The sequence below is a fragment of the Variovorax atrisoli 110B genome (assembly GCF_000382045.1).
Lineage (GTDB): Bacteria > Pseudomonadota > Gammaproteobacteria > Burkholderiales > Burkholderiaceae_C > Variovorax > Variovorax atrisoli.
Genome location: NZ_KB907455.1, coordinates 33389 through 59548 on the forward strand (window position 1 = coordinate 33389; position 26160 = coordinate 59548).

The 26160-nt window shown below is 69.7% G+C and carries 25 protein-coding genes; 5 read left to right on the top strand and 20 right to left on the bottom strand.

Annotation, left to right across the window (positions count from 1 at the left end; translation table 11 throughout):
• The 6 genes from fahA to G369_RS0118035 all read right to left on the bottom strand — a co-directional run bounded on the left by fahA (position 1) and on the right by G369_RS0118035 (position 6882).
• Positions 1-1266: a fumarylacetoacetase gene (gene fahA, locus G369_RS0118010; RefSeq protein ID WP_019655416.1), complete on the bottom strand. Its 1266-nt coding sequence runs from the start codon at positions 1264-1266 to the stop codon at positions 1-3.
• Positions 1267-1404: 138 nt separating this feature from the next.
• Positions 1405-2370 (bottom strand): Bug family tripartite tricarboxylate transporter substrate binding protein, encoded by a 966-nt coding sequence (locus G369_RS0118015; protein ID WP_019655417.1) that lies wholly within the window; start codon positions 2368-2370, stop codon positions 1405-1407.
• Positions 2371-2468: 98 nt separating this feature from the next.
• Entirely contained in the window at positions 2469-3782 is a 1314-nt protein-coding gene (gene hmgA, locus G369_RS0118020; RefSeq protein WP_019655418.1) for a homogentisate 1,2-dioxygenase, read from the bottom strand.
• A gap of 148 nt (positions 3783-3930) precedes the next feature.
• The gene (locus G369_RS0118025; protein WP_019655419.1) at positions 3931-4128 is read right to left on the bottom strand and encodes a DUF2783 domain-containing protein; all 198 of its coding nucleotides are present in this window, start codon (positions 4126-4128) and stop codon (positions 3931-3933) included.
• Between the two features lie 19 nt (positions 4129-4147).
• Positions 4148-5785 (bottom strand): FAD-dependent oxidoreductase, encoded by a 1638-nt coding sequence (locus G369_RS0118030; protein ID WP_019655420.1) that lies wholly within the window; start codon positions 5783-5785, stop codon positions 4148-4150.
• 137 nt (positions 5786-5922) lie between these two features.
• A complete protein-coding gene (locus G369_RS0118035) occupies positions 5923-6882 on the bottom strand; it encodes an MBL fold metallo-hydrolase (RefSeq protein ID WP_019655421.1) in 960 nt (319 codons plus the stop codon).
• A 145-nt stretch (positions 6883-7027) separates the two neighbouring features.
• On the opposite strand from G369_RS0118035, the gene G369_RS0118040 reads away from it, so the two are divergent.
• Together G369_RS0118040 and G369_RS0118045 are read left to right on the top strand one after the other, a co-directional pair.
• Positions 7028-7900 (top strand): IclR family transcriptional regulator, encoded by an 873-nt coding sequence (locus G369_RS0118040; protein WP_019655422.1) that lies wholly within the window; start codon positions 7028-7030, stop codon positions 7898-7900.
• On the top strand, positions 7897-8658 hold the full coding sequence (locus tag G369_RS0118045; protein WP_019655423.1) for an SIR2 family NAD-dependent protein deacylase: 762 nt from the start codon (positions 7897-7899) through the stop codon (positions 8656-8658). The genes G369_RS0118040 and G369_RS0118045 overlap by 4 nt, the downstream gene beginning before the upstream one ends.
• Before the next feature lie 7 nt (positions 8659-8665).
• Here G369_RS0118045 and G369_RS0118050 read toward each other — a convergent pair whose 3' ends face one another.
• From G369_RS0118050 to G369_RS0118075, 6 genes are all read right to left on the bottom strand, one after another.
• Complete coding sequence (locus tag G369_RS0118050; RefSeq protein ID WP_019655424.1) at positions 8666-8887, bottom strand: hypothetical protein; 222 nt, start codon at positions 8885-8887, stop codon at positions 8666-8668.
• Positions 8888-8923: 36 nt separating this feature from the next.
• Positions 8924-9589 carry an ABC-type transport auxiliary lipoprotein family protein gene (locus G369_RS0118055; protein WP_019655425.1) on the bottom strand — a complete coding sequence of 222 codons (666 nt, stop codon included), beginning with the start codon at positions 9587-9589 and terminating at the stop codon, positions 8924-8926.
• Positions 9590-9616: 27 nt separating this feature from the next.
• Positions 9617-10576, bottom strand: a complete 960-nt coding sequence (locus G369_RS0118060; RefSeq protein ID WP_019655426.1) for an MlaD family protein — start codon at positions 10574-10576, stop codon at positions 9617-9619.
• A gap of 9 nt (positions 10577-10585) precedes the next feature.
• A complete protein-coding gene (locus G369_RS0118065; RefSeq protein ID WP_019655427.1) occupies positions 10586-11410 on the bottom strand; it encodes an ABC transporter ATP-binding protein in 825 nt (274 codons plus the stop codon).
• A gap of 163 nt (positions 11411-11573) precedes the next feature.
• On the bottom strand, positions 11574-12740 hold the full coding sequence (locus G369_RS0118070) for an MlaE family ABC transporter permease (RefSeq protein WP_019655428.1): 1167 nt from the start codon (positions 12738-12740) through the stop codon (positions 11574-11576).
• Positions 12741-12884: 144 nt separating this feature from the next.
• A complete protein-coding gene (locus G369_RS0118075) occupies positions 12885-13814 on the bottom strand; it encodes a LysR family transcriptional regulator (RefSeq protein ID WP_026346472.1) in 930 nt (309 codons plus the stop codon).
• A gap of 120 nt (positions 13815-13934) precedes the next feature.
• On the opposite strand from G369_RS0118075, the gene G369_RS0118080 reads away from it, so the two are divergent.
• On the top strand, positions 13935-15443 hold the full coding sequence (locus G369_RS0118080; RefSeq protein ID WP_019655430.1) for a CoA-acylating methylmalonate-semialdehyde dehydrogenase: 1509 nt from the start codon (positions 13935-13937) through the stop codon (positions 15441-15443).
• A 168-nt stretch (positions 15444-15611) separates the two neighbouring features.
• Positions 15612-17240, top strand: coding sequence for a GMC family oxidoreductase (locus G369_RS0118085; RefSeq protein WP_019655431.1), 1629 nt, complete (start codon positions 15612-15614; stop codon positions 17238-17240).
• 6 nt (positions 17241-17246) lie between these two features.
• Here G369_RS0118085 and tetR read toward each other — a convergent pair whose 3' ends face one another.
• Entirely contained in the window at positions 17247-17921 is a 675-nt protein-coding gene (tetR, locus tag G369_RS0118090) for a tetracycline resistance transcriptional repressor TetR (protein WP_019655432.1), read from the bottom strand.
• An 87-nt stretch (positions 17922-18008) separates the two neighbouring features.
• Here tetR and tet point away from each other — a divergent pair, with 87 nt between their 5' ends.
• Positions 18009-19226 (top strand): Tet(A)/Tet(B)/Tet(C) family tetracycline efflux MFS transporter, encoded by a 1218-nt coding sequence (gene tet, locus G369_RS0118095; protein ID WP_051127606.1) that lies wholly within the window; start codon positions 18009-18011, stop codon positions 19224-19226.
• Positions 19227-19350: 124 nt separating this feature from the next.
• On the opposite strand, the gene G369_RS0118100 is transcribed toward tet, so the two are convergent.
• From G369_RS0118100 to G369_RS0118130, 7 genes are all read right to left on the bottom strand, one after another.
• Positions 19351-20400 carry an ABC transporter substrate-binding protein gene (locus G369_RS0118100; protein WP_126184101.1) on the bottom strand — a complete coding sequence of 350 codons (1050 nt, stop codon included), beginning with the start codon at positions 20398-20400 and terminating at the stop codon, positions 19351-19353.
• 21 nt (positions 20401-20421) lie between these two features.
• Positions 20422-21570, bottom strand: coding sequence for an NAD(P)/FAD-dependent oxidoreductase (locus tag G369_RS0118105; RefSeq protein ID WP_019655435.1), 1149 nt, complete (start codon positions 21568-21570; stop codon positions 20422-20424).
• Positions 21567-23000 (bottom strand): FAD/NAD(P)-dependent oxidoreductase, encoded by a 1434-nt coding sequence (locus G369_RS0118110; protein WP_019655436.1) that lies wholly within the window; start codon positions 22998-23000, stop codon positions 21567-21569. Before G369_RS0118110 ends, G369_RS0118105 begins: the two co-directional genes overlap by 4 nt.
• A complete protein-coding gene (locus G369_RS0118115) occupies positions 22997-23296 on the bottom strand; it encodes a (2Fe-2S)-binding protein (protein WP_020723150.1) in 300 nt (99 codons plus the stop codon). Before G369_RS0118115 ends, G369_RS0118110 begins: the two co-directional genes overlap by 4 nt.
• 12 nt (positions 23297-23308) lie before the next feature.
• Complete coding sequence (locus G369_RS0118120; protein ID WP_019655438.1) at positions 23309-24103, bottom strand: ABC transporter permease; 795 nt, start codon at positions 24101-24103, stop codon at positions 23309-23311.
• Between the two features lie 88 nt (positions 24104-24191).
• Positions 24192-25052 (bottom strand): ABC transporter permease, encoded by an 861-nt coding sequence (locus tag G369_RS0118125; protein WP_019655439.1) that lies wholly within the window; start codon positions 25050-25052, stop codon positions 24192-24194.
• Entirely contained in the window at positions 25049-26122 is a 1074-nt protein-coding gene (locus tag G369_RS0118130; protein ID WP_019655440.1) for an ABC transporter ATP-binding protein, read from the bottom strand. Before G369_RS0118130 ends, G369_RS0118125 begins: the two co-directional genes overlap by 4 nt.
• Positions 26123-26160: the final 38 nt, after the last annotated feature.

Below are 26160 nucleotides of genomic sequence, written 5' to 3' on the forward strand. Positions count from 1 at the left end.
TCAGACGACGGTGCCGGAAACCTCGCCCAGCCCGATCCGCACCGCGCCCAGGCGCTCGCAATACCCGCGGATCACCAGCGTGTCGCCGTCTTCCAGGAAGGTGCGCTTCTCGCCGTTCGGCAGCGTGATCGGCTGCTTGCCGCCCTGCGTCAGCTCGATCAGCGAGCCCGCCTCGTCGGGCTTCGGGCCCGAGAGCGTGCCCGAGCCCAGCATGTCGCCCGGCTGCAGGTTGCAGCCGTTCACCGTGTGGTGCGCGACGAGCTGCGCGGCGGTCCAGTAGGCGGCTTCGGCGACGCTGCCGCGCGTGAGGCGCACGGGCGCCACGCCCTCGGCGCGCATCTTCGCGGTCTGCAGCAGCACCTCGACCGTGATGTCGAGCGCGCCGCTCTCGCGGTTGGCGGCCGAGTCGAGATACGGCAGCGGCTGCGGGTCGCCCGCGGGGCGTTCGAACTTCGAGCGGAAGGGCGCCAGCGCCTCCATCGTCACGAGCCACGGCGACAGCGTGCTTGCGAAGTTCTTCGACAGGAAGGGGCCGAGCGGCTGGTATTCCCAGGCCTGCAGGTCGCGTGCCGACCAGTCGTTGAGCAGCGTCACGCCGAACAGGTGCTCCTCGGCGTCGGCGATGGCGATGGGTTCGCCCTGCACGTTGCCGCGGCCGATGAAGAAGCCCAGTTCCAGCTCGTAGTCCAGCCGCTTCGACGGGCCGAATGTCGGCTCGGCCGCGTCGGGCGCCTTGGTCTGGCCGTTCGGGCGCTTGAAGACCTGGCCGCTCACGCCGATGGACGAGGCACGGCCGTGGTAGCCGATGGGCACCCACTTGTAGTTGGGCATCAGCGGTTGGTCGGGGCGGAACAGCTTGCCGATGGTGGTCGCGTGGTGGATGCCTGTGTAGAAGTCGGTGTAGTCGCCGATGCGGCAGGGCACGGTCATCTCGGCCCTGGCCTGCGGCAGCAGCGCCTTCGACCAGGCGGCCTGCCTGTCGCTGCCTTCGGCGAGGCCGGCGGAGATGGCGGCGCGCAGCGCCTGGCGTTCCTTCGTGCCGGCGTTCATCAGCACGTTCATGTCGTCGGTGTCGATCAGGCCCGTGGCGCGCAGGTCCAGCACCTGGTCGCCGATGGCGACGCCGATGCGGAAGTCTTCGCTGCTGCCGGCGGTGCGGAAGCGGCCGAAGGGCAGGTTCTGGATCGGGAAGTCGGTGCCGGCCTCGTTGGCCGATGCGACCCAGCTGCGCAGCTTCGGGTCATGGGTGGCGTTCAGTGCGGTCATGGGTGTCTTTCAAGTAGATGTTCAGAAGAGTCCGGACTTTTTCAGGGAACACCGCGGAACCGGCTTCGCCGCGCCGCAGGTGTCGCCCCCGGAAGGGGGTTGGCGGCCACACGAAGTGGGCGAGCCTGGGGGCGAGCTTCACTCCGCGGTCATGCCCGCTTTCTTGGCGACTTCGCCGAGGCGCTTGTATTCGGTCTCGGTCAGCGTCGCGAGCTCCTGCGCGGTCGAGCCGCGCGGGGAGAAGCCGGCCTGCGCCAGCTTGGCCTTCACGTCGGGCATCGCGAGCGCTTCCACGAAAGCCTCGTTCAGTGCCTTCACGACCGGCGCCGGCAGCTTCGCCGGCCCGTACACGCCGAACCACGGCTCCAGCGCGTAGCCCTTCAGGCCCGCCTCGGCCATGGTCGGCACGTCGGGCAGCGAGGGAGAGCGCGTCGGGCCCGCCACCGCCAGCGCGCGCAGCTTGCCGGCCTGGATGTGCGGCAGCGAGGCCGGCAGGTTGTCGAACATCACGCCGATGTTGTTGCCCAGCATGTCGGTGATGGCCGGGCCGCTGCCCTTGTAGGCGACGTGCACGAGCTCGGTGCCGGTCATCTGCGCGAACATCACGCCCGCCAGGTTCATCGAGGTGCCGGCGCCCGCGGTGGCGTAGGGCAGGCCTGGGTTCTTCTTCGCCGCGGCGATCAGGTCGGGCACCGACTTGATGGCCGAAGCCGCCGGCACTTCGAGCACGATGGTCGACGTGCCCAGCAGGCTGATGGCGGTGAAGTCCTTGCGCGGATCGAAGGCCATCGACTTGTAGATGTGCGGGTTCAGCGCATTGGTCGAGATCGCGCCGAAGCCGATGGTGTAGCCGTCGGGCGCGGCCTTGGCCACCGCATCCATGCCGATGTTGCCGCCCGCGCCGCCGCGGTTGTCGATCAGCACCGGCTGGCCCAGCTTCTCCGACACCTTCTGGCCCACGGTGCGCGCCACCAGGTCGGTGGTGCCGCCGGGGGTGTAGGGCACGATGAAGCGGATGGGCTTTGAGGGGAAGTCCGCAGCAAACGCTGTGACCGGCGAAACGAGCGTGACGCTCGCGGCAACGGCGAGCGAAGCGAAGACCATTCGGGAGACACCGCGGAACCGGCTTTGCCGGGCCGCTGGTGTCGCCCCCTCGAGGGGGGATTCGGCTACACGAAGTGAGCAAGAAACGGGGGTGGGCTTCATTTCTTGAATTGATCCTTGAGGCCGGCCCAGCAGTCGGCGTAGTCGGTGTCCAGCGCCGGGCTCTTCAGCGCGAAGTTCGTCGGGATGAAGCGGTAGCGGCTCTCGAACATGAAGGCCAGCGTGTTGTCCAGCTTGTGCGGCTTCAGGTCGGCGTGGGTGGCCTTGTCGAAGGCTTCCTCGTCGGGGCCGTGGGGCACCATGCAGTTGTGCAGGCTCGCGCCGCCGGGCTTGAAGCCGCCCGGCTTGGCGTCGTACTCGCCCAGCACCAGGCCCATGAACTCGCTCATGAGGTTGCGGTGGAACCACGGCGGACGGAAGGTGTTCTCCATCACCATCCAGCGCGGCGGGAAGATCACGAAGTCGCAGTTGGCCGTGCCGGGCGTGTCGCTGGGCGAGGTCAGCACGGTGAAGATCGACGGATCGGGATGGTCGAAGCTGATGGAGCCGATCACCATGAAGTGAGCCGTGTCGTACTTCACCGGCGAGAGGTTGCCGTGCCAGGCCACCACGTTGAAGGGCGACTGCTTCATCGGCGCCTGCCAGAAGCGGCCGCCGAACTTCTTGACGATCTCGTAGCCGCCTTCTTCCGTCTCGAAGGCCGCCACCGGCGCCTGGAAGTCGCGTGCATTGGCCAGGCCGTTCGAGCCGATGGGGCCCAGCTCCGGCAGGCGGAAGTGCGCGCCGTAGTTCTCGCAGACGTAGCCGCGCGAGAGGCCGTCGGGCAGCGCCACCTTGAAGGCCATGCCGCGGGGCAGCACGGCGATCTCGCCGGGCTTCACGTCGAGCACGCCCAGCTCGGTGGTGATGACGAGGCGGCCCTGCTGCGGCACCACCAGCATCTCGCCGTCGGCGTTGACGAAGGCGCGGCGCTCCATCGAGCGGCCCGCCAGGTACATCAGCGAGCCCACGCCCGTCTGCGCCTCGGCGTCGCCGTTGGCCGCGATGGTGCGCATGCCGTCGATGAAGTCGGCCTTGGCGGCCGCTTCGTCCAGCGGCTGCGGGTGCCAGCGCAGGGGCTCGGGCGGCAGCGCGATCTCGCGGTCGGCGCCGGTGGTCCACAGCGGCTGCGCATACGGCTGGTAGCGGCCCGAGACCACCGAGGGCTGGCGGCGATACAGCCATGTGCGGCGGTTCTCGTGGCGCGGCGCGGTGAAGGCGGTGCCGGAGATCAGCTCGGTGTACAGGTCGAAAGGCCCGCGCTGCGGGTTGTTGCGGCCCTGCGGCAGTGCGCCGGGCACGGCCTCGGAGGCGTATTCGTTGCCGAAGCCGCTCTGGTAGCGGCGCTCGGTGGAGGAGGTTGCGGCGGTCATTGGGTCCTCATGGATTGACTTGAATTGGGGAGGAAGGCGGGCTCGGGACGCAGAGGGCGCGAAGGTTTCGCAAAGGACGCAGAAGGAATTGCAAAGACTTCCTTTGCCTTTTCACGCTCCCGGCGTCCGGCTGTCGGCATTCGTCTGCCTACCTGGCAGCCGCGAGCGCTTCGCGCAGCACGGCCAGCGAGCCTATGTGGTTGGCCAGCACCAGCACGAGGCGCGCGTTGTAGGCGTTGCTCTCTTCAGTGCTCAGGCCCTGGTGCGCGTCGATCAGCGCCTCGTAGAAATCGTCGGGCGCCTCGAGGTGCGCTTCGGTGATCAGCTTGGGGTTGGATGCGGTCATGGGGTCGTTCCCATCAGTGTCAGTGTTTGCCGAGCGCGCGATCGACGGCGCTGCGCACCTGCGCCGCCGAAGGGGCGCGCCAGCGCGCGCACACGTGCTGGTCGGGGCGCAGCAGGTACACGGTGCCGGGCCGGGCGTCGTAGCGCTGCGCGGCGAGCTCGCTGCCTCGGGCGCCGTCTTCCATGCGCACCACGTGCAGCGGCCGGTCGCTGGCGCTCAGCTCGGCCAGGCTGCGCTCTGCCGCCTCGCCCTGGCCGAACACCAGCGCGGTGAACTGCTCGACATGGCATTCGCGCAGCAGCCAGCCGGTGCTGCCGTCCGCGTGCACCACGGGCGCGTCGGCCGCGGCTGCGCCGGGCACCATCGCGCCCGAGAAGGCGTCGGCGTCGGGCGTGTTCAGCGGCGAGTCGCGCAGCACCGAGGGCACCGAGAGTCGGCCGCTGTTGACCAGCGTGCGTGCGAAGGCGTGGCGCTTCGTCAGCTCGAGCACCGCGTCGCGGAAGAGGCGGCTCACCTCGCTCTTGGGCGTGATGAAGTCGGTGGCGCGGGTGGAGTTGCGGATGTTCTCGTCGGCGGCGTATTCGCGCTCGCTGGCGTAGCTGTCGAGCAGCGCATCGGGCGCCTGGCCCTGCACCACGGCGGCGAGCTTCCAGGCGAGGTTGTCGGCGTCCTGCACGCCCGAATTGGCGCCGCGCGCGCCGAAGGGCGACACGCCGTGGGCCGAGTCGCCCGCGAACAGCACGTGGCCATGGCGGAAGCGCTCCATGCGCTGGCAGGCGAAGGTGTAGACGCTGGCCCAGCCGATCCGGAACTGCACGCCTTCGAAGCCGATGCTGTCGAGCAGGGCGCGCACGCGCGGCGTGATGTTCTCGGGCTTGCGCTCCTCCACCGGGTCGGCGTCCCAGCCGAGCTGGAAGTCCACGCGCCACATGCCGTCGGCCTGCTTGTGCAGCAGCACGCTCTGGCCGGGGTGGAACGACGGGTCGAACCAGAAGCGCCGCTCGGTGGGCAGGTCGGCGTCCATCGTGATGTCGGCGATCAGGAAGCGGTCGCGGAACACGCGGCCCTTGGCCTCCAGGCCCAGCATCTGGCGCATGTTGGAGCGCGAGCCGTCGCAGGCGGCCACGTAGTCCGCCTGCAGCCTGTAGCTGCCCTCGGGCGTCTCCACCGTCAGCACTGCGCCGTCGTCGCCCTGCTCGATGCCGGTGACCTTGTTGTTCCAGCGCAGGTCGACCAGCGGCAGCGCCGCCGCGCGCTCGACGAGGTAGCCCTCGACGTAGTACTGCTGCAGGTTGATGAAGGCCGGGCGCTCGTGGCCGGGCTCGGGCAGCAGGTCGAAGCGGTAGACCTGCTCGTCGTGGAAGAACACCTTGCCCACGTTCCACGACACGCCCTTGTCGACCATGCGGTCGCCGCAGCCCAGGCGGTCGAACACCTCCAGCGTGCGCTTGGCGAAGCAGATCGCGCGCGAGCCGCTCGAGAGGGTGTTGTCGTTGTCCAGCAGCACCACGGGCACCTGCCGCAATGCAAGGTCGATGGCCAGCGTGAGGCCCACCGGGCCGGCGCCGACGATCACGACGGGGTGGTGCGCCGGTGCCGCCGCGTCCTGGTCGGCGTGGCGCCTGTAGTCGAAGCGCAGGCTCTGATAGTCGATCACGTACTTGTCTCCGTGTCTTGGGTCTTCGCTCCTTCCCTCGCTGGGGGAAGGCCGGGATGGGGGCAGGCTGCCGTCACTTCGGGCGCTCTGCCTGCCCCCACCCCAACCCTCCCCCAGAGGGGGAGGGCGCAGTTCGATCAGCCTTCGAGGGCCTTCCACATCTCGACGTCGCGCTCGGCCGTCCAGATGCGCGGATCGGCGTGGCCCGAGGCCTCGTCGTAGGCGCGGCTCACGTCGAAGGGCATGCAGTGGTCGAAGATCACCCACTTGCTGTACTTGGGCTGCAGCTTCGCGTAGGTCTCCTTGTAGACCGCGTTCAGGTCGCGCCCGGCCTTCACGCCTTCCTGCACGCTGGCGTAGACGTCGGAGATGAAGTCGCGCGTACCCGTCAGGCCCTCGGCCACTTCGGCCGGCGTGGTCAGCGCGGCGCCGCGGCCCGGCACCAGCGCCACGGGCTTGAGCGCGGCGATGTTGTCCAGCGTCTGCGGCCAGTCCTTGAAGTAGGCGTCGCCCGCGTACGGCGTGGCGCCGAACTCGACCAGGTCGCCCGACAGCAGCGTGCGTTCCTGCGGCAGCCAGACGACGGTGTCGCCCTTGGTGTGGCCGCGGCCGAGCTGGATCAGCTGCACTTCGAGCTTGCCCAGCCACAGGGTCATCTTGCCGGTGAAGGTCATGGTGGGCCAGGTCAGGCCCGGCGGCACGGTCTCGACGTTCTGGAACAGGCGCGGGAAGCGGCCGATCTCGCTGGCCTTGTCCTGCTCGCCGCGCTCGACGATCAGGTCGCGCGTGTCCTGGCTGGCCAGGATGTGCTCGGCCCCGTAGCCCGCCGCGCCCAGCACGCGCACCGCGTGGTAGTGGGTCAGCACCACGTACTTGATGGGCTTGTCGGTCACCTCGCGGATGCGGCGCACCACGTCGGCCGCCATGGCGGGGGTGGCCTGGGTGTCGGCCACCAGCACGCAGTCGTCGCCGATCACGATGCCGGTGTTGGGGTCGCCCTCGGCGGTGTAGGCCCAGGCATGTTCCGAGATCTGGCTGAAGGTGACCTTCTTCTCTTCCATGTCGGCCTGGCTGGCGAATTTCTTGGCTTGGCTCATCGGGTGTCTCCGTCGGTGGGTGGAATCTTGAAATTCGTCTAAGTCGAACGAATTCGCAGTTAACGAATGGCCGCAGTGTAAGCCGCAGATCAGTTAATGTCTAATCCCTTCTTCATGAACGAACGACCAGAAGGCGAGGCCGGCCATGGCAGCCAGTGACAGCGACCGCGCCCAGCGCGGCATCCAGAGCATCGAAGTCGGCGGCCAGCTGCTGCGCGCACTGGTGCATCACGGCCGGCCCATGGCGCTGAAGGACCTGGCGCGCGAGGCCGACATGACGGCGGCCAAGGCGCATCCGTACATGGTCAGCTTCGGGCGGCTGGGCCTCATCGAGCAGGACCGCGCCAGCGGCCACTATCTGCTCGGCCCGCTCGCCTTGCAACTGGGCCTCATCAGCCTGCAGCAGGCCGACCCGGTGCACATCGCCACGCCGCTGATCGGCCAGCTCGCGCAGCAGATCGGCCATACCGTGGCACTGGCCGTCTGGGGCGCGCGCGGCGCGACCATCGTGCGCACGGCCGAGTCGCCCTCGCCGGTGCACGTGAACATGCGGCACGGCACGGTGTTCTCGCTGACCAACACCGCCTCGGGCCGCGTCTTTGCCACCTACCTCGATGCCGATGTGGTGCGCAGCCTGCTCGAGGAAGAGCGCCAGCGCCAGAAGCAGCGCAAGGGCGGCGAGCCGCAGCCGCCCGCGGGCATGCCGCCGGTGCAGCCGCTGCCTTCATGGAGCGACTTCGAGCGCCAGCTGCAGGAAGTGCGCGACCACGGCATCAGCCGTTCCGACGGCGAGGTCATCGAGGGCGTCAGCGCCATGGCCGCGCCCGTCTTCGACCACACTGGCGCCATCGTGCTGGCCGTCACCGCCATCGGCCCGGCCGGCATCTTCGACACCGCGTGGGACGGCCAGATCGCCCGCGCGCTCAAGGCGTGCGCCGACACGGTGTCGCAGCGGCTCGGCGCCTCGCCGGCGCAGGCGGCCGCGGCCGGAGCCAGTTCCCCAAGACCAGAGCGATGACGCCAGTCACAACAGACATCCCTTCTTCCGCTTCTCCCATCCACGCGGCCATCGAGCTGCTTTGCAATGCCCGGCGCATCGTCGTGTTCTCGGGCGCGGGCCTGTCGCGCGCCTCGGGCATTCCCACCTACCGCGATGCCGACGGACTGTGGAAGAGCCAGAACGCGCTGCAGTTCTCCCACGCCGAGGACCTGCAGCGCGACCCGTCGGGCTTCACGAAGTTCTGGGCGCAGCGCCTGTCGACGATCGAGTCGGCGCAGCCGAACGCGGGCCACGCCGCGCTCGCGCTGCTGCAGCGGCTGCGCCCTGCGACCCGGCTGGTCACGCAGAACGTCGACGGCCTGCTGACGCTGGCCGGCGGCCAGGACGTGCTGGAGTTGCACGGCTCGCTGCGCCGCTGGCGCTGCGACCGCTGCGGCAACCGAAGCGGCCCCTGGCCCTTCCACCGCTGCCTGCGCTGCGGCGCGCACGCGCGGCCCGACGTGGTGATGTTCGGCGAGATGCTGAATGCCGGCGTGCTGCTCGATGCGCAGGTGGCGGCACAGGAGTGCGATCTGTTCATGGTGGTGGGCAGCACCACCATCGTCTACCCGGCGGCCGAGCTGCCGCAGACCGCGCTCGCGCACGGCGCGCGGCTCATCACGCTGAACCTGGAGCCGCTGCCGCACCTGGACGACGCGGCGGCCGTGGTGCTGCGCGGTGCTTCCGAAGACCTGCTGCCGCAGTTGCTGGCCGGGCTGTCGGGCCAGCGGGCCTGAAGGGGGCTCAGCCCTTCCGGCCCCCCAGCAGCACCAGCGCCCCGCCCACCACGATCACCGCCACGCCGGCCCACACCGGCAGGTTGACCGTTTCCTTCTCCTTCACCGAGAACTCCAGCGGCCCCAGCTTGGCCTGGTGGGTTTCCTTGGTGAAGCTGAAGCTGCCCAGGGCCAATGCGGCGATGCCGGCCACGATCAGCAGGATGCCGACGATGCGGGTTGCGTTCATGGGACGATGCTCCTTCCTTCCGTGCGGTGCCGCAGATTACTGCCGCGGCTGTTGCTGCTGCAACTGGTCGACCCACTGCACCACCTCGGCCACGGCCGCGTCGCTGGCGGAGATGAGCGCCTTCACGCCGCCGGGTGCGTCGGCGCTGGGCGCGGGGCGGCGCACGGTGAACAGGCGCTGGCCCAGCACGCGGTCGCCTGCGGCGGTGCTGCGCACGAGCGTGGCGCGCAGCCGCACCAGGCCCACGCTGGCGCTCGCGGACTCGAAGTAGTGGCTGAACTCGTCCAGCGAGATGCGCAGCGTGTCCGGCGCCTGGCCCCGGCCGCGCGAGATGGTGGCCGCCTCTTCGGGGCCGAGCACCATGCGGCGCTCCGAGAGCGTGTCGCGCAGCCGCTGGCGCAGCAGCTGCGAGGGCGGCAGGCTCCAGCGCGACTGGCCGTAGGGCCGCAACTCGTTGGCGTCGGCGTAGCCCAGGCGATAGAGGATCTGCGTGCCGTCGAGGCGGGAATTGCTCTCGAACTCGGCCAGCGACAGCGTCGGGAGCGTGGCCGCCGCGGGTGCCGCGGCAGGCATCGCCGGGCCGGGGCCGAAGTCGTAGAGCGTGGCGCGCGCGGGCTTGTCGGGCAGCGCGCCGCAGCCGGCGGCCAGCAGCAGGGCGCAGCCGAGCGCGAGGGCGGCAGGGGTCTTGCGAATGGCGTTCATGGTCGGTGATCCTCCCTTCGTCGGGAATCAGGGCCGCGTCGCGGCCGGCGCCTGGAAGCCCGGTTCGCCGGGGCCCGCAGCCGCGCCGCCGTTGCCGAACAGCAGCGATTGCGGGTTGTCGTTGATGCTGTCCGCCGCGCGGCCCAGCCGGCGCACCGCGTGCGAGGTGTCGTCGGCTACGCGATTCACGCGCGGCAGCGTGGCGGCGTTGAACGAATCGACCGCCTGCGCCAGCGCCTTGGTGCCGTCGCTCAGCCGTTCGACCGGGCCGTCGGGTGCGTTGAGCCTGCCCACGGTGGTGTTGAAGTTGTTGGCCACGCGCGAGACGTCGCCGGCCGCCTTCTTCACCGAGGCCAGTGCGTCGGGCATCTTCGAGAGCGCCGGGTTCAGGCCGGTCTTCACCGTGTTGTCGAGCGTCTTGAGCAGCGTGTTGGCGCTGGCCGAGGCCGCCGCGATGTTCTCCAGCGCATCGGCGGCGCGCTTCTGGTTGGGATCGCTCAGCAGCTGGTTGGCGCGCTTGGTCACTTCCTCGACCTGGTTGATGATGGCCTCGCCGCGGTCCTGCAGCTGTGCCAGCATCGAGGGCTTGAGCGGGATGCGCGGCGGGTCGTCGTTGTTGGGCTTGAGCGAGACGGTCGATTCGCCCTTGTCGTCCAGCGCGATGAAGGCCAGGCCGGTCACGCCCTGGTAGCTCAGCGTGGCGAAGCTGGAGGTGGTGAGCGGCACGCGCTCGTCGACCGTGATGCGCACGCGCACGTTGCCCTTGACCTTCGGGTCGAAGTCGATCGACGCAACCTTGCCCACCGCGATGCCGCGGTAGCGCACCATGGCCTGCGGCTGCAGGCCGCTGACCGCGTCGCGGGTGGAGAGCTCGTAGATGTTGCGCACGGTGTTGTCGCGCGTGAACCAGACCACCAGCGCGACGAGCGCGGCGATCAGTCCGAGCACGAAGGCGCCGGCGGCGAGGGCGTGGGCCTTGTTTTCCATGGTGGCTACCTACCTTTCAGCGGCCCGCTCGGGGGCCGGCTTGTCATGCAGCGCTTCGAGGGCGCGCTGGCCGCGCCCGCCGAGAAAGTATTCGTGGATGAAGGGATGCGGATACGCGATGACCTCGCGCGCCGCGCCTGTGACGATCACCTTCTGGTCGGCCAGCACCGCGATGCGGGTGCTCAGGTCGAAGAGGGTGTCCAGGTCGTGCGTGACCATCACCACCGTGAGGCCCAGCTCGCGGTGCAGGCCGCGCAGCAGGTTGCAGAAGCTGTCGGAGGCCTCGGGGTCGAGGCCGGCCGTGGGTTCGTCCAGCAGCAGCAGCGGCGGGTCCATGATGAGCGCGCGTGCCAGCGCCACGCGCTTGATCATGCCGCCCGAAAGATCGGCCGGGCTCTTGTTGGCGTGCTGCGGGCCCAGGCCCACCATCTGCAGCTTCACCAGCGCCGCGTGGCGGATGAGCTCGTCGGGCAGGAGCTTCAGCTCGCGCAGCGGAAAGGCGATGTTCTCCAGCACGCTGAAGGCCGAGAACAGCGCCCCGTGCTGGAACAGCATGCCCACGTTGGCCGCGCCCGAGGCGCTGAGCTCGCCGGGCTCCTGGCCCAGCACCTCGACATGGCCGCGCGTGGGTTTCTCCAGTCCGAGGATCTGGCGCAGCAGCACCGTCTTGCCCGTGCCCGATCCGCCCACCAGCGAGAGCACCTCGCCGCGGTCGATGTGCAGCTGCAGGTCGCGGTGCACCACCTGCTCGCCGTCGGGACTTTCGAACACGGTCCAAAGGCCGCGGATGTCCACCACGGTGGGGTCGGTGTCGGGGCGCACGGGCATGCTCATGCGGCTGATCCATTTCGCCAGCGAGGTGCGCGATCCGTGAACACCGCATGGCCGAGGCCAGGGACACCGCGGAACCGGCTTTGCCGGGCCGCGGGTGTCGCCCCCGGCGAGGGGGGTGGCGAAGCGACGCGAAGTGCGCGAAGACTGGGGGAGCAGGTCATGTTCATGCACGGAAGCCGATGCCCTTGAAGAGCACGGCGAACAATGCGTCGACCAGGATCACCGCGGTGATCGACGTGACGACCGACGAGGTCGTGCCGCGCCCGAGGCTCTCGGTGTTCGGCTTCACCTTCATGCCGAAGTGGCAGCCGATCAGCGCGATCAGGATGCCGAACACCGCCGACTTGGCCATCGCCAGCCACAGGTTCGAGATCGGCACCGCGCGCGGCAGGGCCGAGAGGAAGTAGGCCGGCGAGATGTCGAGCGCCGCGTCGGCAGCGAGCATGCCGCCCGCGAGCGCGGCCATCGAGGTCCACAGGCTGATCAGCGGCATCGCGATGGCCAGCGCCAGCACGCGCGGCATCACCAGGCGAAAGCCGTGCGGGATGCCCATCACCCGCATCGCGTCGAGCTCCTCGGTCACGCGCATCACGCCGATCTGCGCCGTGATGGCCGAGCCCGACCTGCCGGCGATCAGCACGGCCGCCAGCACCGGCCCCAGCTCGCGGATCAGCGAGAGCCCGAGGATGTTCACCACGAAGGTCTCGGCGCCGTACTGGCGCAGCTGCTGCGAGATCAGGTAGGCCAGCACCACGCCGATCAGCAGGCCGACCAGCGCCGTGATGTGCAGCGCCGTGGCACCGAACTGGTAGAGGTGCCCGGAGAAATCGCGCCACGGCCCGCGGTGCGGCGCGCGCGCCAGCCGGCACAGGTCGAGCGCGAGCTGTCCGACCAGCGCGGTGAAGTCGCGCACCACGTACATGAGCCGCGGCCCGTTGTGCGAGAACGCGCGGATGCGGTCGCTCAGCGTGGGCGCGGGCTCGTCGGGCGTGGCGACGGTGTGCTGCGCCACGTGATCGAGCACGGCCTTGTGCTGCGGCGACAGCTCGATGGTCGCGGGCCACTCGTGGCGCCAGTGGTCCCACAGGAGCTGCGCGCCGATGTGGTCGAGCTGCTCGACGGGCCGGAGGTCCCAGGCGCGGTCGTCGGCGGGCGGGGCCGCCTTCAGGCTGTCGGCCAGCGCCTGCCACGCCGCCTTGGACGACATCGCCAGCGTGGTCCACCGGCCGCTGGCCACCGTCCATTGGCGGCCGTCCTGCTCGCGCTGCGCGACGCGGGGCCACGCGCTGTCGGCGGCGGAGGCGTCGGCAGGCGATGGGGCGGGAGACATGGCGGGATGAAGAATGAGGCGGGTGAGCGGAAAAGTTAACAAAACCCGGGCCGGGTGCGCGCATCGTAACCGCGTGCATCCGAGGTCAAGGTACGCCAGACCCTTCGTTCGCGTAGGGCACCACGCCGTTTCTTCATGTTTCCTTCAGGGTGCGAAGCCATCGGACAGGGCTTCGCGCAGCCAGGCCACGAAGGCCGTCACCGCCTGAGGCACGTGCGTGGCGTAGGGCCGTATGGCGTACAGGCGCTCGCCGAAGGCGCCCACCGAACGCCACTGCGGCAGCACCTGCTGTAGCTTGCCCGACTGCAGCGCCGACTGCGCGCTGAAGTCGGGCACCAGTGCGATGCCCAGGCCGCTGAGCGCCGCGTCGCGCAGCGCCTCGCTGTTGTTGGCCACCAGCGGACCCGAGACCGGCACCGTGATGCGCGGCGCCGAGGACCTGGTCTCGAAGTGCCAGGTCGGCGTTTCCTGCGCGCGCGGGTAGTGCAGGCAGTCGTGGCCGGCCAGGGCCTGGGGCTCGCGCGGCGTGCCGCGGCGGCGCAGGTAGGCGCGGCTGGCCACCAGCACCGAGCGGGTCTCGCACAGCGTCCAGGCCACGTGCGTGTCGGGCGGGGCGGCGGTGTGGCGGATGGCGAGGTCGAAGCCCTCCATCGCGAGCGAGCTGAGCCGGTCGGACAGGTCGAGCTCGATGCGCACCTCGGGCTGCGCGCGCAGGAAATCGGCCAGCCTGGGCACCAGCTGCTGGCGCGCGAAGGCCACAGGTGCCGTCACCCGCACCAGCCCGCGCGGCACACCCGCGAGGTCGCGCACGCCGGCGAAGCTGTGGGCGATCTGCTCGAAGGGGCCGCGCATGTCGTCCACCAGCCGCTGGCCGGCCTCGGTGAGCCGCACGCTGCGCGTGGTGCGCTGCACCAATGGCGCGCCGGCCGCGCGCTCGAGCTCGGCGATGCGCTGGCTCATGGCCGCCTTGCTCACGCCCAGGCGCAGCGCGGCGGCGGTGAAGCTGCCCTGCTGCGCCAGCACGGTGAGCCAGTGCAGGTGGGTCCAGAGCGACTCGATATTTTGGGGTTTCATGCCTGCATTGTTCGCCATTGCGAACAATAAGTTCAAGCATCGTGACTAGGCGAGGAACAACGCGCTGCCTAAACTGGCCGCATTCTTCCTCCGGACACAGCCTCCATCAGGGTTCTCCCCATGCCTACCTCCATCGACCACTTCATCGCCGGCAAGCTCGCCGCCAACACCTCCGGCCGCACGCAGGACGTGACCAACCCCGCCACCGGCGCCGTCACCGGCAAGGTCGGCCTGGCCAATGCAGACCAGGTCGGCGCCGCCGTCGCCGCCGCGCAGGCCGCCTTCCCGGCCTGGGCCGACACGCCGCCGATCCGCCGTGCGCGCGTGATGTTCAAGTTCCTGCAGCTGCTCAACGAGCACAAGGACGAACTCGCCCACATGATCACCGCCGAGCACGGCAAGGTCTTCACCGACGCGCAGGGTGAAGTCAGCCGCGGCATCGACATCGTCGAATTCGCCTGCGGCATTCCGCAGCTGCTCAAGGGCGACTACACCGACCAGGTCAGCACCGGCATCGACAACTGGACGCTGCGCCAGCCCCTGGGCGTGGTCGCCGGCATCACGCCCTTCAACTTCCCGGTGATGGTGCCGATGTGGATGTTCCCGGTGGCCATCGCCGCGGGCAACACCTTCGTGCTCAAGCCCAGCCCGACCGACCCGACGCCCGCGCTGCGCATCGCCGAGCTGCTGAAGGAGGCCGGCCTGCCCGACGGCGTGTTCAACGTGGTGCAGGGCGACAAGGCGGCGGTCGACGCACTGCTGGAGCACCCCGACGTCAAGGCCATCAGCTTCGTCGGCTCCACGCCCATCGCCAACTACATCTACGAGACCGGCGCCCGCCACGGCAAGCGCGTGCAGGCCCTGGGTGGCGCGAAGAACCACATGGTGGTGATGCCCGACGCCGACATCGACCAGACCGTGGATGCGCTGATCGGCTCGGGCTACGGCTCGGCCGGCGAGCGCTGCATGGCCATCAGCGTGGCGGTGCTGGTGGGCGACGTGGCCGACAAGATCATTCCCAAGCTCGTCGAGCGCACGAAGACGCTGAAGGTGCTCAACGGCGAGAACCTCGCGGCCGAGATGGGCCCGATCGTCACCCGCGCCGCGCACGAGCGCATCACCGGCTACATCGACCTGGGCGAGAAGGAAGGCGCGAAGCTCTTGGTCGATGGCCGCAAGTTCGACGGCAACACCGCCGGCGAAGGCTGCAGCGACGGCTTCTGGATGGGCGGCACGCTGTTCGACAACGTCACGCCCGAGATGCGCATCTACAAGGAAGAAATCTTCGGCCCGGTGCTGAGCTGCGTGCGCGTGGCCAACTTCAAGGACGCGATCGACCTCGTCAACGCGCACGAGTTCGGCAACGGCGTGAGCTGCTTCACCCGCGACGGCAACGTGGCACGCGAGTTCAGCCGCCGCATCCAGGTGGGCATGGTCGGCATCAACGTGCCGATCCCGGTGCCCATGGCCTGGCACGGCTTCGGCGGCTGGAAGCGTTCGCTCTTCGGCGACATGCACGCCTACGGCGAAGAGGGCGTGCGCTTCTACACGAAGCAGAAGTCGGTGATGCAGCGCTGGCCCGAGAGCATCGGCAAGGGCGCCGAGTTCGTGATGCCCACTGCAAAATAAGTCCACCCCCGACTCTCGCGCACTTCGTGTCGCTCGCATCCCCCCTCGAGGGGCGCTCCCTGCGGCCCGGCGGAGCCGGTTCCGCGGGAGCACTGGTACTGACGGATAACTGGCAACGGTGCACTGGGCGCCGTATGCAGACAAGAACGGGCAGAAGGAGACAACCACTTGAGCGAGACCACCTTCGACTATGTCGTCATCGGCGCCGGCACCGCCGGCTCGCTCATGGCGAACCGCCTGAGCGCCGACAAGAACCGGCGCGTGCTGCTCATCGAGGCGGGCCGCAAGGACGACTACCACTGGATCCACATCCCGGTCGGGTATCTCTACTGCATCGGCAACCCGCGCACCGACTGGCTCTACAGCACCGAGCCCGACGCGGGCCTCAACGGCCGGGTGCTGCGCTATCCGCGCGGCAAGACGCTGGGTGGCTGCTCCAGCATCAACGGCATGATCTACATGCGCGGCCAGTCGCGCGACTACGAGCACTGGGCCGACCTCACCGGCGACGACGGCTGGCGCTGGCAGAACGTGCTGCCGGCCTTCAAGAAGCACGAAGACCACTACCTGGGCGCCGACGAGATGCATGGCGCGGGGGGCGAGTGGCGCGTCGAGAAGCAGCGCCTGCGCTGGGACATCCTCGACGCCTTCGCCGCGGCCGCGGAGCAGGCCGGCGTGCCGCACTCCACCGACTTCAACCGCGGCAACAACGAGGGCGTGGGCTACTTCCAGGTCAACCAGAAGAACGGCTGGCGCTGGAACACCGCTAAGGCCTTCCTGCGCCCGACCTGCTACGGCAGGCCCAACTTCGAGCTCTGGACCGGCGCGCAGGTCTCGCGCCTGCTCTTCGAGACGCAGCCCGACGGCACGCGCCGGTGCACCGGCGCCGAGGTGTGGAACGGCAGCGAGAAGGTCACGGTGCGCGCCACGCGCGAGGTGGTGCTGAGCGCCGGCGCCATCGGCTCGCCGCAGATCCTGCAGCTCTCGGGCGTGGGCCCTTCCGAGCTGCTGAGGCAGCACGGCATCGAGGTGGTGCTCGACGCGCCCGGCGTGGGCGCCAACCTGCAGGACCATCTGCAGATCCGCGCCGTCTACAAGATCGCGGGCGCACCCACCCTCAACGTGATGGCCTCGTCGATGATCGGCAAGGCGAAGATCGGCCTCGAATACGTGCTCAAGCGCAGCGGTCCGATGAGCATGGCGCCCTCGCAGCTCGGCGCCTTCACGCGCAGTTCGCCCGATCGCGAATGGCCCAACCTGCAGTACCACGTGCAGCCGCTGTCGCTCGACGCCTTCGGCGATCCGCTGCACAGCTTTCCGGCCTTCACCGCTAGCGTGTGCAACCTCAACCCGACGAGCCGGGGCTCGGTGCGCATCCGCAGCAACCGCTTCGAGGACGCCCCGGCCATCGCGCCCAACTACCTGAGCACCGACGAAGACCGCAAGGTGGCGGCCGAGTCGCTGCGCGTCACGCGCCGCATCGCGCAGCAGCCCGCGCTCGCCAAGTACAAGCCCGAGGAATGGAAGCCCGGCGTGCAGTACCAGACCGACGAAGACCTGGCGCGCCTGGCCGGCGACATCGCCACCACCATCTTCCATCCGGTGGGCACCACCAAGATGGGCGCCGACAACGACCCGGCGGCGGTGCTCGATTCGCGCCTGCGCGTGCGCGGCGTGCAGGGCCTGCGCGTGGTGGATGCGGGCGCGATGCCCACCATCACCAGCGGCAACACCAACAGCCCGACGCTCATGATGGCCGAGAAGGCCGCCGGCTGGATCGTCGAGGACAACCGCTGAGCGGCTTCAGCGACGCGGTGCTGCGGGCGGCTTGTCCGCCATCGCGCGGCGGCGCGCGGCCGGGGCATTGCCCGCCATGCGCGCCTTCGCGCCTTCCAGCATGAGGTCGACGCCGATCTCGAACAGCGCGTCGGGCCCGGCCTTGCGGTAGTTGGCGAAGGCCTCGGCCAGCAGCGGGCGCGAGGCCGCGGCGGCGTCGAGCGCCTGCTGCTGCTCGGCCGCGTCGGGCGGCGTCGCCTGCTGTTCCAGCACGCAGCCCACGGTGTAGCGGCCCAGGGCGATCAGCAGCGTCATCGCCTGCGGCGCGGGCAGGCCCAGGCGGACCACGGAGGCGAGCTGCGCCTCGACCATGTCGAGGTCGGCCGGATCGGGCTCCGAGCCCGCATGCAGCCGCGCGCCGTCGCGCCGCGCCAGCAGCGCACGGCGGAAGCTGCGTGCGTTCTCGCGCAGGAAGGCGTCCCAGGTCTCGCCGGGCTCCGGCAGCTTGCGCTCGTGGGTGCGGCGCAGGATCTCGCCGTTCATCGCATCGAGCAGCGCACGCTTGTTCTTGAAGTGCCAGTACAGCGCGGGCTGCTGCACGCCGAGCCGCTCGGCCAGGAGCCGCGTGCTGAGCTTGTCCATTCCCACCTCGTCGAGCAGCGTGAGGGCTGTCTCGAGGATCACTTCGCGGTCCAGTTTCATTCTTCCGATGTGCGTGCGTGCGTGTGCCGATGTCGATCGGGGAGGGTAATTCACGCCCAGGAATTTATCGCTGATAATTCCTTATCGATGATAAATTCAGACGCACTTCCAAACCCCCTCGCGAGCGGCCGCCATGCGCAGGCCGTGATCCTCGCGATCGTCACGCTCGACGCGATCGGCATCAGCCTGGTCATGCCGATCGTGCCCAGCCTGCTGCGCGAAGTCGGCCACACGGGCGACCTCGGCTGGCGCTTCGGCGCATTCCTCTCGCTCTACGCGCTGATGCAGTTCCTCTGCGCGCCGGTGCTCGGTGCGCTCAGCGACCGCTTCGGCCGCCGTCCGGTGCTGCTGGTCTCGGTGGCGGGTGCGGCCGTCGACGCGCTCTTCATGGCCTTCGCGCCCTCGCTGTGGATGCTGTTCGTGGGCCGCGCGATCGCCGGCATGACGGGCGCGAACATGGCGGTGGCCTCGGCAGCCATCGCCGACCTCACGCCCGAGAACCAGCGCGCGCGCCGGTTCGGCCGCATGGGCGCGTGCTTCGGCATCGGCTTCATCGCAGGGCCGGCGCTCGGCGGCGTGCTCGGCGACCACGGCGTGCGGCTGCCGTTCATCGCCGCCGCCGTGCTCAACGGACTGACCTTCCTCGCGGCCCTGCTGCTGCTGCGCGAGTCGCGCCCCGCGAAGCTCGCCACGCAGCCCTTCGACCGAGGCGTGCTGCATCCGCTCGCGCCGCTGCGCTGGGCGAAGAGCTTTCCCGCGCTGCTGCCCATCCTCGGCGTGTTCACGGTGCTGATGCTGGTGGGCGAGGTCGCCGGCACGACCTGGGTGCTCTACGGCGAAGACAAGTTCGCGTGGAACGGCACCATGGTCGGCGTCTCGCTCGCGGTCTTCGGCCTGATCCAGGCGCTGATGCAGGGCTTCGTGGCGGGGCCGCTGGTCGAGCGCTGGGGCGAGCGCGCGGCCATCGCCATCGGCACCGCGGCCGACTGCACCGCCTATGCGCTGCTGGCCTTCGCCACGCAGGGCTGGATGGCGCTCGCGCTGCTGCCGCTGCTGTGCACGGGCGGCATCGGCGCGCCCGCGCTGCAGTCGATGCTCTCGGCCCGCGTGGGCGAGGCCGAGCAGGGACGGCTGCAGGGCGTGCTCGCGAGCCTGTCGAGCCTGGCCTCGGTGTTCGGACCGCTGCTCATCAGCCAGCTCTACTTCGCCTTCCGCCTGCGCTTTCCCGGCATCGCGTGGCTGGCGGGCGCGGTGGTCTACCTGTTGTGCATGCCGGTGCTGCTGCGCAAGGCTCCCAGGACCTAGCTTGGCTTTGACCTCGGTCTGATGCCGGAAACACCGAGGAACCGGCTTCGCCGGGGCCTGCGGTGTTGCCCCCGGAAGGGGGTTGGCGAAGCGACACGAAGTGCGCGCAGCCTGGGGGCGAGCCTTATTTCTCGATGGTCTTGTTCCAGCGCGCGTTCCATGCAGGGCGGTTTGCGTTGATGCTTTCCCAGTCGATGGTCACCGCGGTCTTCATCCACTTGTTGATGTCGGCCACCTGCGCCACGCCGTCGCCCACCACCGGCGCCTTCGGGTTGGTCGGGATCTGCGCGCCGTACTGCAGCACGTTGGCCTGCGCCAGCGGGCTCAGCAGGAACTCGGCGAGCTTCTGCGAGAGCTCGGGCTCGGTGTTGTTGGCGATCACGCATTGGCCGACCATGAGCACCACCGCGCCTTCCTTGGGCGGCGCGTACTCGACCGGGATGCCCTTGCTCTTCATCGCGGCCACGGCCGTGGGCGTGAGCGGGAAGATCGCCGCCTCGCCGGTCTGCACCATCTCCGAGAGCTTGGCCGAGCTCGGGATGTACTCCAGCACGTTCGGCCCGATGGTGGTGGGCCAGGCCTTGAAGCCGGGCTCCACGTTCTTGTCGTTGCCGCCCTGGATGCGGTTGAACATCAGGAAGCCGTGCAGCCCGAAGGAGGACGACGACACCGACTGGAACACCACCTTGCCCTTGTACTTCGGGTCGGCCAGGTCCATCCACGAGGTGGGCGGCGCCCAGCCCTTCTCCTTGAACATCTTCGCGTTGTAGGCCAGGCCCGTCATGCCCAGGCTCACGCCGCTGGCCATGTCGTCCTTGAAGCGCGCGGCCGGGTAGATCTCTCCGAGCGACTGGCTGGGCTTCTGCTTCTGGCACAGGCCCATGCCGATGGCGCGCACCATCACGCCGTCGTCGAGGAACATCACGTGCATCTGCGGCTTGTCCTTGTTGGCCTGCGCCTTGGCGAGGATGTCGGACGAGGTGCCCGGCACCACCACCACCTTCGCGCCGTAGGCCTTCTCGAAGGCCGGGAAGACGTACTGCGTGTACGCCTTCTCCATCGTGCCGCCGTTCATGCCGATGTAGAGGGTCTTGGTCTGTGCACCGGCGATGCCGGCGGCCGCGAGCAGCGCGGCCAGCAGCGGAAGGGTTCTGATCGAGGACTTCTGGGACATGGCGATGCTCTCCATTCAGGTTCAGGTGGGGGATGCGGTGAGTGATTCGTCGGCGCCGTCGAAGCGCTCGATGGCGAAGGCGTCGATGGGCGTGTCGGTGCGGCCGTCGCGTGCGAGCTCGGCCAGCACCTCGCCGGCGGCCGGGCCGATCTGGAAGCCCGCGCCCGCGAAGCCGAAGCCATGGAAGAGGCCCGGCGTGGTGCGGCTCGGGCCCAGCACCGGTTCGCGGTCGGGCAGGTAGCCCTCGGTGCCGCCCCAGGTGCGGATGATGTGCGCGTGGCGCAGCGCGGGCAGCAGCTCGATGGCCTGCACCGCCAGCGCGGCGATGCCCTCGCGCTCGGCGCGGGAGCGTTCGGCGTCGAGCGTGATGCCCGTGCCGCCGCCCAGCACCACGTTGCCGCGCTCGACCTGCCGGCAGTAGATGCCGCCGCCTTCCACGCCCAGGCTCCATTTCATGAAATGCGGCACCGGCTCGGTCACCGCCATCAGCGGGCTGCGGGCGTACATCGGCGGCGTCTCGCCGAACTGGCTGGCGATGGCGCCGGCCCACGCGCCCGCGCAGTTCAGCAGCACCGGCGCCTGCACCTCGAGCGCATTGCCGCTGCGCACCATGAACATCGCGCCGTCGTGCGCCACCTCGTCGACCTTGTGGCGCTCGAAGACCTGCGCTCCGGCGCGCTGCGCCGCGAGCGCGAAGGCCGGCGACACCAGGCGCGGATTGGCCTGACCGTCTTCCGCGCAGAGCGAGCCGCCCACCGCGCGCATGCCGAGCCAAGGGCATTGCTCGCGCAGGCGCGCGCCGGAGATCAGCTCCAGGCCCAGGTCGAAGTCGCTGCTCAGCGCGCGGTAGCGTTCGAGCGAGGCCATGTCCGATTCGCTGCGCGCGATCTTGAAGTGGCCCGAGCGGATGTATTCGCCGTCGGTGCCCAGCAGCCCGGGCAGGTTGCCCCAGATGCGGTGCGCGCGCTGCGCCAGCGGCAGCTGGCTCACCGGCCGGCCCTGGCGGCGCACGCCGCCGTAGTTCACGCCGCTGGAACGCGAGCCGCAGAGATCGCGCTCCAGCAGCACCACGCCGACGCCCATGCGGCGCAGGGCCAGCGCGGCGGAAGAGCCGACGATGCCGCCGCCGATGATGGCGACGTCGGTGCGAAGCTTCCTGATCGAGCTCATGCGCCGCTCCCATCGGCCGGCACGAGCCGGATCGGGATCGGCTTGATCGGCGCCTGCCCGCGCAGTCGGCCCACCTGCTGCAGCGGCTGCCGCGTCGCGTGCGCGAGGATCTCGGCGGCCGCGGCGCCGCACATGCGCCCCTGGCAGCGGCCCATGCCGACGCGCGACAGGGCCTTCAGGCGGTTCATCTCGTCGGCGCCGGTGCTGGCGATGGTCTGGCGCAGCGTGCCGGCGGTGACGTTCTCACAGCGGCAGATCACGAGGTCGTCGCTCGCGTTCCCGGCCCAGTCCTGCGGCACCGGAAAGGCGCGCTCGAGGCCGCGGCGGAAGCCGGCGAGCCTGTCGAGCCTGCGTTCGAGTTCCGATGCGCGCGCGGTGTCGAATGCGATGCCCGCGTCCTGCAGCAGCGCCAGCGCCGCACGCTCGCCCGCCCATTCGGCCGCGTCCGCGCCCATGATGCCGGCGCCGTCGCCCGCGAGGTACACGCCCCGTACGCTGGAGCGTCCCGCCGCGTCGCGCACCGGCAGGTGCGCGCGGTGCAGCGGCGCGTAGTCGAAGCGGCAGCCGAGAAGGTCGGCGAGCTGCGTCTCGGAGCGCAGCGCGTAGCCGAAGCCCACCGCATCGCAGTCGATCGTGCGCTGCGTCTCGCCGTCGAGCCAGGCCACGCCGGTGACGCGCGCCTGAGCCTCGTCGCCGAGCACGCGCAGCGAACGCACGCCGCCATGCAGCGCAACGCCGTGCGCGCGCAGCCAGCCCACGTAGTACATGCCCTTGGCGAGCACGGCCGGCTGCGCCAGCATCGCGGGTGCGGCGGCGATCTGGTCGGCGAGGCGCGCGGTGTCGAGCACTGCGGCCACGTCCACGCCGGCCTTGGCATATTGATAAGCCACCAGGTAGAGCAGCGGCCCCGTGCCCATGAACACCACGCGGCGCCCGATGGCGCAACCCTGGTACTTGAGCGCGACCTGCGCGCCGCCCAGCGTGTAGACGCCGGGCAGCGTCCAGCCCGGCAGTGGCAGCACGCGGTCGGTGGCGCCGGTCGCGACGATCAGGTGGCTGTAGGGCACGCGGCGGTTGCTGCGCGTGGGGTTGTGCATCACGTCGAGCACCTGGTCCTGCGTGTTCCACGCGAGGCTGTCGGCATGGTGTTCGATGCGGCCCTGCAGCGCGTCGAAGGCCGTGTGCACCGCTTCGGCGCGCTTCGACTCGAAGCCGTAGAGCGTCTGCTTGTCGCGCGCGGCCAGGCCGGGAGGAGGGCGGCGGTAGATCTGTCCGCCCGCGCGCGAGGCCTCGTCGATCACCGCCGGCTTCAGGCCGTGCGCCACCAGCGTCTGCGCGGCGCGCACGCCGGCCGGGCCTGCGCCGACGATCACGGGGCGGACTTCGCCTGTCGGTGTCGGTGTCGATGCCGCTGTCGGCGTGGCGGTCATGCGCCGTCCCTTCCGGTGACCAGCGCCATGCCCGGCGCGATGAAGGTCGAGCAGGCGCGAAGGCGCTCGCCTTCGTCGGTGGAGATCCAGCAGTCCTGGCAGGCGCCCATCATGCAGAAGCCCGCGCGCGGCAGGCCGCTGAACTCGTTGCGGCGCAGCTGGCCGCACTGCGTGAGCACGGCGGTCAGCACGGTGTCGCCGGCCAGTGCGCTCGCCGGCTGGCCGTCGAGCGTGAAGGGCACCGTCGCGCGGCCGGTCTTCTCGGCCACGCGGTGGAGCAATGCGTGTGCGGTCATGGTCGTCTTCATCTATCTGCGCCCCACCAGCACGCGGTCGAGCCCGTACACGCGGTCGAGCAGCACCATCGCGAAGGCCGTCACCGCCACCATCAGCGCCGACACCGCGGCCATCAGCGGATCGATGGATTCGGTCGCGTACATGTACATGCGCACCGGCAGCGTGACCGTGCTCGGCGAGGTGACGAAGATCGACATCGTCACTTCGTCGAAGCTGTTGATGAACGACAGCATCCAGCCGCCCGTCACGCCCGGCAGGATCATCGGCAGCGTGATGCGGCGGAACACCTTGGCCTGGCTCGCGCCCAGCGAGAGCGCGGCCTGCTCGGCGCTTCGGTCGAAGCCCACCAGCGCCGCCACCACCAGCCGCAGCGTGTAGGGCGTGACGATGAGCGCGTGCGCCAGCACCAGCCAGCCGAAGCTGCCCGCGCCGCCCACCAGCGAGAACAGACGCAGCAGCGCCACGCCCAGCACCAGGTGCGGAACGATCAGCGGCGAGAGGAACAGGCCGTTGAGGAAGTCGCGCCCCGGAAACTCGTAGCGCGTGATCGCCATGCCGGCCGGCACCGCGAGCAGCGTCGCGATGGTGGCCGAGCTCAGCGCGAGCCACAGGCTGTTCCAGAACGACTGCATGAAGTCGGGGTGCGCGAACACCGCCTCGAACCAGCGCAGCGAGAAATGCGTGGTCGGGATGGTCAGCGTGTTCTCGGGCGTGAACGCCACCACGCACACCACCACCAGCGGTGCCAGCATGAAGACGATGACGAGGGCGTTGAACGCGAGGGCGATGGGACCGTTCCTGTTCATGGTGCCTCCCGCCGGACCGTCCCAAGGGAGGCACGCGCCCCCTCGGGAGGCAGCGAATACACGAAGTGATGGAGCGTGGGGGTCATGTTCATCCCAGCGCTTTCTTGTAGCGGCCTTCGACCAGCCTGTTGTAGCTGAGCATCACCGCAAGATTGGCGACGAGCAGCACCAGCGCCACCGCCGCCCCCAGCGGCCAGTTGAGCTCGCTGAGGTATTCGTCGTAGACGATGGTCGCGACCATCTTCAGCCGTCGTCCGCCCAGCAGCCCCGGAATGGCGAAGGAGCTCGCCGCCAGCCCGAAGACGATCAGGCTGCCCGAGAGAATGCCGGGCATCACCTGCGGCAGCACGATGCGCCGCAGCGTGGTGAAGGGCGTGGCGTTGAGCGAGAGGGCGGCGTTCTCCACGCCGGGGTCGAGCTTCTGCAGCGATGTCCACACCGGGATCACCATGAAGGGCAGCATCACGTGGACCAGCGCGATGACCACCGCCGCGTTGGTGTAGAGGATCTTCACCGGCCCGATGCCCACGAGCTGCAGCAGCGCGTTCACCGCGCCCTCGGGGCCCAGCAGCATGCTCCAGCCGAAGGCCCGCACCACCACCGACACCAGCAGCGGCGCGAGCACCACCAGCAGCAGCGCCGAGCGCCACGGGTTGCGCATGCGGCTGAGCACGTAGGCCTCGGGTGCGCCGATCAGCACGCAGATCAGCGTGACCAGCGCCGAGACCCAGAAGGTGCGCCAGAAGATGCCGAGGTAGTAGGAGTCGGAGAACACCAGCGCGTAGTGCGCGAGCGTGAACTCGCCCGTCTTCGGTCCGGTGGCCGGGTCGTAGGCGTTGAACGACAGCACCGCGGTGAGCCCCAGCGGCACCACCAGCAGCACCGTGAACAGCAGCAGCGCGGGGCCGGAGAGCCACCAGGGCGTGGCCTTGCTCTTCGAGGTGCTCATGCCGCGACAGCCTTCTCATTGGCCGGCAGCAGCCGCATGCAGTGCGCCGGCCAGTCGATGCCGGTGCGGCTGCCTTCCGCGAGCGCCTCGCGTCCGTCGTTGGGGCTCAGCACCATGAGCTCGCCGACCGAAGTCGCCACGCGGTAGAGCCACTGGCTGCCGAGGAAGAAGCGCTCCAGCACCTCGCCGTCGATGCGGCCCCGGCCCGGCGCCACCAGCTGCAGCTTCTCGGGCCGCACGCTCAGCAGCGCGCCCGCGTTCACGTCGAAGCCGGTGTCGTCCACGTCGAGCGAGAGCGCGCCCACCTCCACGCAGGTGCGCCCGGGGCCGCTGCCGGACACGCGGCAGTCCAGCAGGTTGGCCTTGCCGACGAAGGTGGAGATGAAGCGCGTGCCCGGATGCTCGTACACGCGCTGCGGATGGTCGATCTGCGTGGCGCGGCCGCCTTCCATCACCACCACGCGGTCGCTGATCGACATGGCCTCGCTCTGGTCGTGCGTGACCATCACCGTGGTGGTGCCGACCTTGCGCTGGATCTGGCGCAGCTCGAACTGCATCTCCTCGCGCAGCTTGGCGTCGAGGTTGGACAGCGGCTCGTCCAGCAGCAGCACCGGCGGCTCGATCACCAGCGCGCGCGCCAGCGCCACCCGCTGCCGCTGGCCGCCCGAAAGCTCGCGCGGGTAGCGCGCGGCGTGCTGCTCGAGATGCACCAGCGCCAGCGCCTGCTTCACGCGCTCGGTGCGCTCGGCCTTCGGCATCTTGCGCATCTCGAGGCCGAAGCTCACGTTGTCGGCCACCGTCATGTGCGGGAAGAGGGCATAGGTCTGGAACACGATGCCCAGCCCGCGCGTGTTGGCCTTGGCGTGCGTGATGTCCTTGCCCGCGAGCTCGATGCGACCGCCGCTCACTGCCTCGAAGCCCGCGATCATCTGGAGCGTGGTCGTCTTGCCGCAGCCCGAGGGCCCGAGCAGCGAGACGAACTCGCCCTTCTCCACCGAGAGATTCATGTCCGCCACCGCGCGGGTGGCGCCATAGAACTTGGTCACGTCGGTGAGCCGCAGGAATGACATGGAACGGGCCTTTCTTCGGGGGCGAAAAGATGGCTCCG